The 11,419-nt window shown below is 39.9% G+C and carries 10 protein-coding genes; 3 read left to right on the forward strand and 7 right to left on the reverse strand.

Annotated elements, in window-relative coordinates:
• Positions 1-173: 173 nt before the first annotated feature.
• Both AN213_RS12265 and cspD read right to left on the reverse strand, forming a co-directional pair.
• On the reverse strand, positions 174-2,396 hold the full coding sequence (locus AN213_RS12265; RefSeq protein ID WP_055198742.1) for an NADP-dependent isocitrate dehydrogenase: 2,223 nt from the start codon (positions 2,394-2,396) through the stop codon (positions 174-176).
• A gap of 432 nt (positions 2,397-2,828) precedes the next feature.
• A complete protein-coding gene (gene cspD / locus AN213_RS12270; protein WP_036968098.1) occupies positions 2,829-3,044 on the reverse strand; it encodes a cold shock domain-containing protein CspD in 216 nt (71 codons plus the stop codon).
• 209 nt (positions 3,045-3,253) lie between these two features.
• Between cspD and clpS the strand changes: the two genes are divergently transcribed.
• Positions 3,254-3,562 (forward strand): ATP-dependent Clp protease adapter ClpS, encoded by a 309-nt coding sequence (gene clpS, locus AN213_RS12275; RefSeq protein WP_161804337.1) that lies wholly within the window; start codon positions 3,254-3,256, stop codon positions 3,560-3,562.
• A 71-nt stretch (positions 3,563-3,633) separates the two neighbouring features.
• Positions 3,634-5,898: an ATP-dependent Clp protease ATP-binding subunit ClpA gene (gene clpA / locus AN213_RS12280; RefSeq protein ID WP_054561665.1), complete on the forward strand. Its 2,265-nt coding sequence runs from the start codon at positions 3,634-3,636 to the stop codon at positions 5,896-5,898.
• A 174-nt stretch (positions 5,899-6,072) separates the two neighbouring features.
• On the opposite strand, the gene infA is transcribed toward clpA, so the two are convergent.
• From infA to trxB, 4 genes are all read right to left on the reverse strand, one after another.
• Positions 6,073-6,291, reverse strand: a complete 219-nt coding sequence (infA, locus tag AN213_RS12285; protein ID WP_002962494.1) for a translation initiation factor IF-1 — start codon at positions 6,289-6,291, stop codon at positions 6,073-6,075.
• Positions 6,292-6,381: 90 nt separating this feature from the next.
• The gene (locus AN213_RS12290) at positions 6,382-7,086 is read right to left on the reverse strand and encodes an arginyltransferase (RefSeq protein ID WP_054561664.1); all 705 of its coding nucleotides are present in this window, start codon (positions 7,084-7,086) and stop codon (positions 6,382-6,384) included.
• The gene (gene aat / locus AN213_RS12295; RefSeq protein WP_054561663.1) at positions 7,079-7,795 is read right to left on the reverse strand and encodes a leucyl/phenylalanyl-tRNA--protein transferase; all 717 of its coding nucleotides are present in this window, start codon (positions 7,793-7,795) and stop codon (positions 7,079-7,081) included. Before aat ends, AN213_RS12290 begins: the two co-directional genes overlap by 8 nt.
• A 104-nt stretch (positions 7,796-7,899) precedes the next feature.
• Positions 7,900-8,850 (reverse strand): thioredoxin-disulfide reductase, encoded by a 951-nt coding sequence (gene trxB / locus AN213_RS12300; RefSeq protein ID WP_054551466.1) that lies wholly within the window; start codon positions 8,848-8,850, stop codon positions 7,900-7,902.
• A gap of 288 nt (positions 8,851-9,138) precedes the next feature.
• On the opposite strand from trxB, the gene pssA reads away from it, so the two are divergent.
• Positions 9,139-10,464, forward strand: a complete 1,326-nt coding sequence (pssA, locus tag AN213_RS12305; RefSeq protein WP_054561662.1) for a CDP-diacylglycerol--serine O-phosphatidyltransferase — start codon at positions 9,139-9,141, stop codon at positions 10,462-10,464.
• Between the two features lie 59 nt (positions 10,465-10,523).
• Here pssA and AN213_RS12310 read toward each other — a convergent pair whose 3' ends face one another.
• On the reverse strand, positions 10,524-11,267 hold the full coding sequence (locus tag AN213_RS12310) for a YciK family oxidoreductase (RefSeq protein WP_054562005.1): 744 nt from the start codon (positions 11,265-11,267) through the stop codon (positions 10,524-10,526).
• Positions 11,268-11,419: the final 152 nt, after the last annotated feature.

An 11,419-nucleotide genomic window follows, 5' to 3' on the forward strand; every position in this document is an offset into this window, starting at 1 on the left:
AAATTTTTGCCTTGCTATCAACGAGGTTTTATTGCCTCAAAATAGATCCACTTAATTAAGCGAATTGGTATTAAAAATTGATTTTAAGTAGCTAAAATAAAAAAGAGTTACCTCTTCGGTGTTAAAAACACTGAGGTAACTCTCTTATAGCTAATTAATTATGTTTAAATGAATTAAACCAGTTTAGCTAGGATGTCATTAAATGTTGAGCTTGGACGCATTGCTTTGAATGCTAACTCATCATTTGGTTGGAAGTAACCGCCAACACTCATTGCTGGACCTTGTGCATCGTTTAATTCAGTAACGATTTGGTCTTTTTGAGACTCAAGATCAGCAGCGATTTGTGTGAACTGTGCTTTTAATTCCGCATCATCATTTTGTGCAGCAAGTTCTTGTGCCCAGAATAAAGAAAGGAAGAAGTGCGAACCACGGTTATCAATCTCTTTCACTTTACGTGAAGGTGATTTGTTTTCAGCTAGGAAAGTACCAGTTGCTTTATCAAGCGTATCAGCAAGAACTTGTGCTTTCTTATTACCAGTATTAACTGCTAAGTGCTCTAAAGAAGCTGCAAGCGCTAAGAACTCACCTAATGAATCCCAACGTAAGTGGTTTTCTTTTTCGAACTGTTGAACGTGCTTAGGTGCTGAACCACCTGCACCTGTTTCGAATAAGCCACCACCATTCATAAGTGGTACGATTGAAAGCATTTTAGCACTTGTACCAAGCTCAAGAATTGGGAATAAGTCAGTTAGGTAGTCACGTAATACGTTACCAGTTACTGAAATAGTGTCTTTACCTTCTTTGATGCGCTCTAATGAGAACTTAGTCGCTTCAATTGGTGCTAAGATGTGGATCTCAAGACCATCAGTATCATGTTGTGGTAAATACGCGTTTACTTTTTTGATTAGCTCAGCATCGTGTGCACGGTTTTCGTCTAACCAGAAAACTGCAGGCGTGTTAGTTGCGCGAGCACGGTTAACAGCAAGTTTAACCCAATCTTGGATTGGTGCGTCTTTCACCTGACACATACGCCAGATATCACCTTGCTCAACAGCATGCTCAAGTAAAGTTGTACCAGTTGTGTCAACTACACGGATTGTACCAGCAGCAGCTACTTCAAACGTTTTGTCGTGTGAACCGTACTCTTCAGCTTTTTGAGCCATAAGACCAACGTTAGGTACGCTACCCATAGTTGTTGGATCGAATGCACCATTCTCTTTACAGAAATCGATAGTTGCTTGGTAAACACCTGAGTAACAACGATCTGGAATTACAAAGCTAGTGTCTTGTAATTTACCTTCGCTATTCCACATTTGACCGCTAGAACGGATTGCAGCAGGCATTGATGCATCGATGATCACATCACTTGGTACGTGAAGGTTAGTGATACCACGGTCAGAATCAACCATTGCAATAGCAGGGTTGTTGTCGTATACCGCTTGGATATCAGCTTCGATTTCAGCTTTCTTAGCTGCATCTAGGCTTTCGATTTTTGAGAATACATCACCAAAGCCGTTGTTTACGTCAACATCTAGTTCTTTGAAAAGATCAGCGTGTTTTGTGAATACGTCTTTGAAGAACACTTTTACAGCGTGACCGAAGATGATTGGGTCAGACACTTTCATCATAGTTGCTTTCATGTGTAATGAGAACAACACGCCTTTGTCTTTTGCTGCTTGAATTTCTTTTGCAAGGAAAGCTTGAAGCTTAGCAGCACTCATGCGAGACGCGTCAATTACTTCACCCGCTAGTAATGGTGTGCTTGCTTTAAGAACTGTAATGTCACCATTTTCAGTAACATGCTCGATACGTACGTCAGTTGCTTCTGCAACAGTCACTGATTGCTCAGAACCGAAGAAGTCACCTTCTTCCATGCTAGCAACGTAAGACTGAGAATCTTTGCTCCATGCACCCATTGAGTGTGGATTGTTGCGAGCGTACTCTTTTACTGAACCTGGAGCACGACGGTCTGAGTTACCTTCACGAAGTACCGGGTTTACAGCAGAACCTTTGATTTTGTCGTAAGTTGCTTTAACTTTCTTTTCTTCATCAGTTTTTGGCTCTGAAGGGTAGTCAGGTAATGCGTAACCTTTTTCTTGTAACTCTTTGATTACTGCACGTAGCTGAGGGATAGAAGCACTGATATTAGGTAACTTGATAATGTTAGCTTCAGGTGTTTTAGCCATTTCACCTAACTCTGCAAGTGCATCATCAATACGTTGATCTTCAGTTAAGTACTCAGGGAAGTTTGCAATTACACGACCCGCTAATGAAATATCGCGAGTTTCAACTTCAACACCCGCAGCGTTTGTATACGCTTGGATGATTGGTAACAATGAATACGTCGCAAGAGCTGGCGCTTCATCTGTTTTAGTATAGATAATTTTTGATGTCATCATCATTCCTAGATAGTTGGCGTAATGTTTGGTAATGACTGCTAGCAGTAACCCTTAATTAGCCATATTCAACAATGCAATAGATAGCCTTGAATTACCAAGCTTAAGTGCCTTGATAAAACAACAGCAAGCAGTCTGTTAGCTGTTGCAACTCAATACATAGTATTAAAATAACCACAGCTGACAGACTGTAAAATTCTTATAGCTCAAATAAGCAAATTATGAAATTAGCCAAAAGCCTTACGTCAAAATGACGAAAAAGCTAAATTTAAGCAACAAGAGTGTAACAAGCTTGGCTCTAAAGGGCTAATAACAATTAAACAATTTGGGTAAAGAAGTGGAATTTCAAGGGAAGTGAGAGATATATTTAAATGAGAAGAGTAAGCGAGGATCTTAACAAGGTCGCTCGCTTGATACTCGAATAGGTTTTACCTAAGAGATTTCATCGTTAGGCGCAATATTCGTTGCGTGTAACCCTTTTGGACCTTGTTGCAATTCGAATGTTACATCTTGACCAGCTTTAAGTGTTTTATAACCGTCCATTACAATCGTTGAGTAATGAGCGAATATATCAGTCTCGCTGCCGTCTTCTACGATGAAGCCAAAACCTTTGGCATTGTTGAACCATTTGACTTTTCCACAAGCCATACTTCTACATCCTTCTATAAGTTGACTAATTTAGTTATTCTAAACCGTGTAATTTGCTAGACTGACTAATGATTAGTCAATCTATATTTGACTGTAGTTTATTTAGCCAGTCAGTCAAGTGTTTTAGACTATTTTTTAACAATTTATTTATTTTTTTATTCAAGTTTGCTTGAGTTCTAAAGACAAGACTATATTTAATTATGAGTGGCATGAAAGATTCTGGTGTTATTGAAACAGTTCGCGACAGTGAAAAGCAAAAATTGCAACCACCGCGAAAATATAAAGTCATTTTAAATAATGATGATTACACGCCTATGGACTTTGTGATAGAAGTACTAATGACGTTTTTTAATATGGATAGCGATAGAGCAACAGATGTGATGCTTCAAGTTCATCATAACGGTAAAGCAATTTGCGGTGTTTACAGCGCCGATGTAGCTCATACCAAAGCTGAACAAGTTAATCGTTACGCACGAGACAACGAGCATCCACTGCTATGTAGTTGTGAGCAGGAATAAATACCAAGGTAGGGTGAACCAATTAGCCCGTCACAACGGTATATAAATATTATCTCAGTAAGGGGTTGCCAATGCTAAACAAAGACTTAGAACTAACCTTGAATGCGGCGTTTCGCGAAGCGAGAACACGCCGTCATGAATTTATGACCGTCGAGCATCTTTTACTTGCACTGCTCGATAACCCTTCTGCTGGAGAAGCGCTAAACGCCTGCGGCGTTGATATGGGCGCATTAAAAGTCGAACTATCAGATTTTATTGACGAAACAACGCCGGTTATTCCTGATCTCGAAGAAGACAGAGAAACGCAACCGACATTAGGTTTTCAGCGTGTTTTGCAGCGTGCAGTATTTCACGTGCAATCATCAGGCAAAAACGAAGTAACTGGCGTTAATGTACTAGTAGCAATTTTTTCTGAGCAAGAAAGCCAAGCTGTTTATTTACTTAAAAAATCAGATGTTAATCGTTTAGATATTGTTAACTTTATTTCGCATGGCATTTCCAAAACAGATGATGATATCGGCGGTGAAGACCACGATGACATTCATGAAGAAGTGCAAGAAGTGCAAGGTGAAGAGCCGACTAAGCTTGAAAACTTCACGACTAACCTGAATCAGCAGGCAATTGATGGCAATATAGATCCATTAGTGGGTCGCGACAACGAAGTTGAACGCACTGTACAAGTGTTATGTCGTCGTAAGAAAAATAACCCACTCTTGGTTGGTGAAGCAGGGGTGGGTAAAACAGCCATTGCTGAAGGCCTAGCTTATCGTATTGTAAATAAAGAAGTACCTGAAGTGATTGCCGATGCAGTTGTTTACTCACTCGATATGGGCGCATTATTAGCGGGTACCAAATACCGTGGTGATTTTGAAAAACGTTTTAAATCGCTGCTTAAAGAGTTACAAGCTAAACCAGGTTCAATTTTATTTATTGATGAAATTCATACCATCATTGGTGCCGGCGCAGCATCGGGTGGTGTAATGGATGCATCGAACCTAATTAAACCGCTACTTTCGAGTGGTAAGCTGCGCTGCATGGGCTCAACTACTTATAACGAGTTCAAGAATATCTTTGAAAAAGACCGTGCGCTAGTGCGTCGTTTCCAAAAAATTGATGTGCTTGAACCAAGTGTGGCTGATACCACGAAAATTCTTAACGGTTTAAAAGAGCGTTACGAAGAGCACCATGGTATTCGTTATACTCAAAAAGCATTGAAAGCAGCAGCAGAACTTAGTGCTAAATACATTAATGAACGTCACTTACCTGACAAGGCTATTGATGTTATTGATGAAGCAGGTGCTAATCAGCGTTTACAGCCCGTTTCTAAGCGTAAGAAAACAATCGGTGTGGCTGATATCGAGCTCATTGTATCTAAAATGGCGCGTATTCCTCAGCAAAGCGTTTCTTCTAGCGATAAAGAGACACTTAAGAACCTTGACCGTAACCTGAAAATGCTGGTGTTTGGTCAAGACCAATCAATCGATGCATTGACTTCAGCAATTCGTTTATCGCGCTCAGGCCTTGCTAACGAAGATAAACCGGTGGGTTCGTTCTTATTTGCAGGCCCAACAGGGGTTGGTAAAACAGAAGTCACTAAGCAGCTTGCTAAATGTATGGGTGTTGAGTTTATTCGCTTTGATATGTCTGAATACGTTGAACGTCATGCGGTCAGCCGTCTAATTGGTGCACCTCCTGGCTATGTAGGTTTTGAGCAAGGTGGTTTATTAACTGAAGCGGTAATTAAAAACCCGCATGCAGTTGTGCTACTAGACGAAATTGAAAAAGCACATTCAGATATTTACAACATTCTACTGCAAGTAATGGATCACGGTACCCTTACTGATAACAACGGTCGTAAAGCCGATTTCAGAAATGTAGTATTGGTGATGACGACGAATGCGGGTGTTCAAGAGACTGTACGTAAGTCGATTGGCTTTACCGAACAAGACCATTCTCATGATGCAATGAGTGAAATCAACAAAGTGTTTTCACCTGAGTTTAGAAACCGCTTAGATAATATCATTTGGTTTAATCACCTTGAGAAAGAGATTATCTTGCAAGTGGTTGATAAGTTCATTGTTGAGTTACAAGCACAACTTGATAAGAAGTCGGTTAACCTTGAACTTACATCCAAAGCAAGAGAGTGGTTGGCAGATAAAGGCTACGATAAAGCGATGGGTGCACGCCCGATGGCTCGTGTTATCCAAGATGAGCTTAAAAAGCCGCTTGCAAATGCAATCTTGTTTGGTGAGCTAGCCGATGGTGGTTCAGTTAAGGTATCGGTTAAAGATAAGAAAATTCACTTTGACTTTGAAACTAGCCTAGAAACAGCTTAAGTTGTTTTTAGCTGAAAACAAAAAGCCCAGCAATTGCTGGGCTTTTTGTTTATTAAATGGAATTAAAACTAAGTTAGTTTTAACACCATTTAACAAACGCTTTTAGCTCTTTGTAATAAACACACCTGCTCATTCAAAGCAGCAAAAAGCTAAATCTCTCGTTAACGCACTAACTTAGCGAGCACGGAATACGATGCGACCTTTCGATAAATCGTAAGGAGTCATTTCTACGGTTACTTTGTCGCCAGTTAAGATGCGGATGTAGTTTTTGCGCATTTTACCAGAGATATGAGCCACAACAACGTGACCATTTTCTAGCTCAACTCGGAACATTGTATTTGGTAAAGTATCAAGGACCGTACCTTGCATTTCGATTACGTCTTCTTTCGCCATGTTTAGCGTAACACCTCTTTAATAGTTAAACGCTGCAGATTTTGCCGAAAATACAGCAATAAGTAAAGCTACAGGGCTCAATTTTGTAAATTAAATCGCCAACCACTCGTCGCCAATGTGCTTTTGTGCAGGCAAAAATTGGGTTTTATATTTCATTTTAGTGCATTCGTCGATTTGGTAACCTAAATAGACAAATTGTTTTGCTTGTTGTTTTGCAAATTTAATTTGTTCCATGATCATGATGCTACCAATACTGTATTGCTCATAATCAGGGTCAAAAAAGGTATAAATCGCTGATAGGGCATTGGTCATGCAATCGGTTACCGCGACAGCAACTAATTTATCGCCATCTCTTAACTCTAAGAACGTAACGGGTAGCCACTGGCAAAACAAAAAGCTTTCGTACTGACTTTGATCAGGCGGAAACATTGAACCATCTTGATGCCTTTGCGTGATGTATTTGCAATATAACGGGTAATATTCTGCGCGTTCGTATTCACTATAACTGACTGTGAAAACCTTATTTGCTTTATTTAATTTGCGCTTTTGCGATTTTGAAGGGGTAAATTGTTGGGCCAAAACGCGCACTGAATTACAGGCATTACAAATAGGGCAATGTGGACGATAGATTTGGTCGCCACTGCGTCTAAAACCCAATGCTAATAACTGTTCAAATTTATCAGGGCAATAACAACTTGGATCAAGTATAACAAGTAGTTGCTCCTGACGGTCGGGTAAATAACTGCAATCAAATTGCTGGCTTAAACCAAGCCTAGCGGGTAAGTGCTCAGTCATAAATATTAATCAACTCTTGTGGTTGCCACATATCTTTTTTAGGCACATAACTGTGCGCTAATTTAAGTCTAGTTAAAAATTCTCTACGTGGGATAACTTTTGCACCTAAAGTGATTAAATAAGGGTTTTCTAGTTGGCAATCAATAAAATGGGCTTGGTGCTTCTTAAGCCAATTAACTAATGCCCACATCGCCAGCTTTGAGCCATTACTGACTTGATGAAACATTGATTCACCACAAAATATGCCATTTTGCATAATGCCATAGAGACCAGCTACGAGTTCATCTTGGTGCCATATTTCAAGGCTGTGCGCTAGACCCTGGTGGTGCGCTTCAATGTAGGCATGCATCATTTGCTCAGTGATCCATGTACCTTCTGCATCGATACGTTGCTCACGACAGGCATTGATAACGTGGGAAAATGCATGATTTATGGTGACACGCACAGGAAAACGCTTTAAATGCTTTTTTAAGCTGCGACTAACATGAAATTCATTTAGCTCAATAACACCACGCATGCTAGGTGACCACCACATAATGGGCTCATAGTCACTAAACCAAGGAAAAATACCTGTGTTGTAGGCATTTTTAATGCGCTCAACTGATAAATCCCCGCCAATTGCCAACAGGCCATCGGGCTCATCAAGGGCGAGTTCTGGGTCTGGAAAATCAACAGTCTCGGGCGAGAGTTGGTACAGTTGCTTGATCATATCAGCGTATCGTTGTTATTTGCTCTGATTTTAACAAAAATTTAGCTATAAAAAAGGGGCTGTTTACAACAGCCCCTAGTATTTAGTGCTTTAGATCAACTATTTTATAGGTTATCTAAGAAGCGTTCTGCATCAAGTGCAGCCATACAACCCGTACCTGCTGATGTGATTGCTTGACGATAAATGTGATCAGACACGTCACCTGCAGCAAATACACCTGGTACGCTTGTTTGTGTTGCGTTACCGTTTAAACCAGACTGAACGACTAAATAGCCGTCTTTCATTTCTAGCTGACCTTCAAACATGTCAGTGTTTGGCTTATGGCCAATTGCAATGAATACACCGGCAAGATCTAAGTTTTCTGTTTCTTCAGAATCAGTTGCTTTAATACGGATGCCAGTTACGCCCATTTCATCACCAAGTACTTCATCCAGAGTGCGATTGTAATGTAAAACAACGTTACCGTTTTCAGCTTTTTCTTTTAAACGATCAGCTAAGATTTTTTCACTACGGAAGCTGTCACGACGATGTATAACGTGAACTTCATCAGCGATATTTGATAAGTAAAGTGCTTCTTCAACAGCAGTGTTACCACCGCCTACAACCGCTACTTTTTGACCACGGTAGAAGAAACCATCACAGGTTGCACAAGCAGAAACACCACGACCTTGGAAGTTAGTCTCTGATTCTAAACCTAAGTATTTAGCCGACGCGCCTGTTGCGATAATTAATGCATCACACGTATAAGTGCCTGAGTCACCTGTTAAAGTGAAAGGGCGCTTTGAAACATCAACTTTATTAATATGATCAAAAACAATTTCAGTCTCGAAACGTTCAGCGTGTTCTTTCATACGGTCCATTAATGCTGGGCCTGTTAAACCGTGTGCATCGCCAGGCCAGTTTTCAACTTCAGTGGTTGTCGTTAATTGACCACCTTGCTGAATACCAGTGATAAGAACAGGGTTAAGGTTGGCACGTGCTGCGTATACCGCTGCCGTGTAGCCTGCTGGGCCAGAACCTAAGATTAATAGTTTACAGTGTTTTGCGTCACTCATGGTTTTTCCTAAAAACGTTTCAATACGATGTCTATGCGCCCGATTCTAAGAAAAACAAGGCGGATGTAAACAAAAGCCCTGATTATTTTTTTAGTCAAATCGCTAAGCTGTCAAATAATCCTTACTTATTATAATTTAAATAACTCTTTTTGCTCATAAAACAGGCTAATTACAAATTGTTCTGTGATCAAAGTACGGTAATTCATGACCAAGCAATATTTTTTTGGTATGTTTTAGCTAATTTTGATATTAGCTCTTGGTATGAGCTAACTAAACGAACAGGCAATTATGGTATTTTGGCAGGAAAAGCCCGCTTTTGGGCTGACTACAGAAGACGTACAAGTCTTAACCAATGCAAAAGAGTATCGCACTGAACTATTGCGTTTAATTGGTGCAGCGAAAAAAAGAATTTATATTACTGCTTTATATTTGCAAGACGATGAAGCTGGGCGAGAAATATTAACAGCGTTACATGAGGCATCACTTGCTAACCCTGAGTTAGAAGTAAAAGTGCTCGTTGATTTTCACCGTGCTCAACGTGGTTTAATTGGTGCGGCTAAGTCTGATGGCAATGCCAGCATGTATTGTGATTTTCAAGAGCAGTATCAATCAAATGTTAAAGTTCATGGTGTTCCAGTAAAAGCCAAAGAGCTTTTCGGAGTCCTGCATTTAAAAGGCTTTGTGATTGACGACACATTATTATACAGCGGCGCAAGCTTAAATAATGTGTATCTGCAGCAAGACGAACGTTACCGTTTAGACCGCTACTTTTTAGTTCGCCAAGCTGGTTTGTGTAATTCGGTCATCGAATTTATAGAAACACATCTTTTAAGCTCAGCAGCAGTGCCACGTATTGATATGCGTCCACTGGTAAAGTTTAATGATATTAAAGTCGCGCAAAAACAATTGATGCGTGAACTTAAATCGGCAAGTTACGAAAGTGCTGCAGAAGCCAGTGCCGGTGAGTTGGGTGTGCGTTTATTTTTAGGTTTAGGACGCAGAAGTAATAAGCTGAATCGTTTAATTAAGTCGTTATTCGATACCACAGAGCAAGAACTCGTTCTTTATACCCCTTACTTTAACTTTCCGGCACCATTAATGCGTTCATTACGCCGTTTATTGAAGCAAGGCAAGCAAGTAACTATTGTGGTAGGGGATAAAACCGCAAACGATTTTTACCTGCCGCCAAGTGAGCCGTTTAGTAAAATTGGTGCATTACCTTATTTATATGAAACCATTTTGTATAAGTTTTTAAAGTCACAAAAACGCCACATCAGTAATGGTAATTTGAATGTTTACCTTTGGAAACATGAAAGTAATTCTTTTCACTTAAAAGGGATTTGCTCAGATAAGCGCTTACATTTATTAAGTGGGCATAATTTAAATCCGCGCGCATGGGGCTTAGATATCGAAAACGGTATTTTAATTGACGACCCTAAGCAGCATATTCTTGAGCAAATAGAAAATGAAAAACAAGCTATTTTGCAGCATTGTCGTCGTTTAACAGGTCCACAGGATTTAGAGACGATGGATGACTATCCTGCACCGGTTAAAAAGCTATTGGGGCAGGCTAAACGTGTAAAAGTTGATTTTATTATCAAACGTTTTATTTAATCGAAAATTAAAAAAGCAGCGAAAGCTGCTTTTTTGTATCTAGGTATTAGCAATCTGCTTTATTTTTGCTGAGCATCTAAAGACTGGCCGTTCACCTCTTTAGAGTCGTCGCTCATCAAGTATAAATAAGTTGGCATTAAATCTTCTGGTGTTGCTAACTTATCTCTATCTTCACCAGGGTATGCTGATGCACGCATCGATGTGCGGGTAGCACCTGGGTTAATACAGTTTACGCGAATATTGGTTTTACCCACTTCACAAGCCCAAGTTTGCATCATACCTTCAACAGCAAATTTTGAGATTGCATACGCCCCCCAGTGTTCACGGCCTTGGCGACCAACACCTGACGAAGTAAAAATAACAGATGCGCTATCAGATTTGCGAAGCAGTGGGAACATGAATTTAGTGATCATAGCTTGTGCAGTTACATTCACTTTCATGATGTTTTCAAAGGTAGAAACACAGAAATGTTCAAGTGGGCCCAATGAACCTAAAATACCAGCGTTATTGAGTAAACCATCTAACTTACCGAACTGCATTTCGATGGTTGCAGCTAAGTCACGGTAGTTTTGTTTTGTGGCACCTTTTAGGTCCATTGGCACAATAGCCGGTTGTGGATAGCCTGCATTTACGATTTCATCATAAACACATTCAAGTTTATTGGTTGTTTTTCCAAGTAAAATAACAGTGGCACCATGCTTAGCATAAGTTAATGCGGCAACACGACCAATGCCGTCACCAGCACCTGTTATTAAAATTACTTTGTCTTTTAGCGCATTCTCTGCGGCTTTATAAGTATGCATAAACGTACCATCGATTAGATTTTTCATCATTTTACCATAGCAAAAAGCCAAGTTATCGAATTTATTGCAAATTAAGGTGGCGAAAATTGAAACTTTACGTTAACTTTAACTGGTCTAATGTCTCATTAATAACCTAATTACATTAAATTAAC

The sequence above is a fragment of the Pseudoalteromonas sp. P1-8 genome (assembly GCF_001399985.1).
In the GTDB taxonomy this organism is placed as follows: Bacteria; Pseudomonadota; Gammaproteobacteria; order Enterobacterales; family Alteromonadaceae; genus Pseudoalteromonas.

Bases quoted from the DNA above. Each gene is read 5' to 3' on its own strand.
- AN213_RS12265 (WP_055198742.1), bottom strand. From the start codon at position 2,396: ATGACATCAAAAATTATCTATACTAAAACAGATGAAGCGCCAGCTCTT.
- cspD (WP_036968098.1), bottom strand. From the start codon at position 3,044: ATGGCTTGTGGAAAAGTCAAATGGTTCAACAATGCCAAAGGTTTTGGC.
- clpS (WP_161804337.1), top strand. From the start codon at position 3,254: ATGAAAGATTCTGGTGTTATTGAAACAGTTCGCGACAGTGAAAAGCAA.
- clpA (WP_054561665.1), top strand. From the start codon at position 3,634: ATGCTAAACAAAGACTTAGAACTAACCTTGAATGCGGCGTTTCGCGAA.
- infA (WP_002962494.1), bottom strand. From the start codon at position 6,291: ATGGCGAAAGAAGACGTAATCGAAATGCAAGGTACGGTCCTTGATACT.
- AN213_RS12290 (WP_054561664.1), bottom strand. From the start codon at position 7,086: ATGACTGAGCACTTACCCGCTAGGCTTGGTTTAAGCCAGCAATTTGAT.
- aat (WP_054561663.1), bottom strand. From the start codon at position 7,795: ATGATCAAGCAACTGTACCAACTCTCGCCCGAGACTGTTGATTTTCCA.
- trxB (WP_054551466.1), bottom strand. From the start codon at position 8,850: ATGAGTGACGCAAAACACTGTAAACTATTAATCTTAGGTTCTGGCCCA.
- pssA (WP_054561662.1), top strand. From the start codon at position 9,139: ATGGTATTTTGGCAGGAAAAGCCCGCTTTTGGGCTGACTACAGAAGAC.
- AN213_RS12310 (WP_054562005.1), bottom strand. From the start codon at position 11,267: ATGCATACTTATAAAGCCGCAGAGAATGCGCTAAAAGACAAAGTAATT.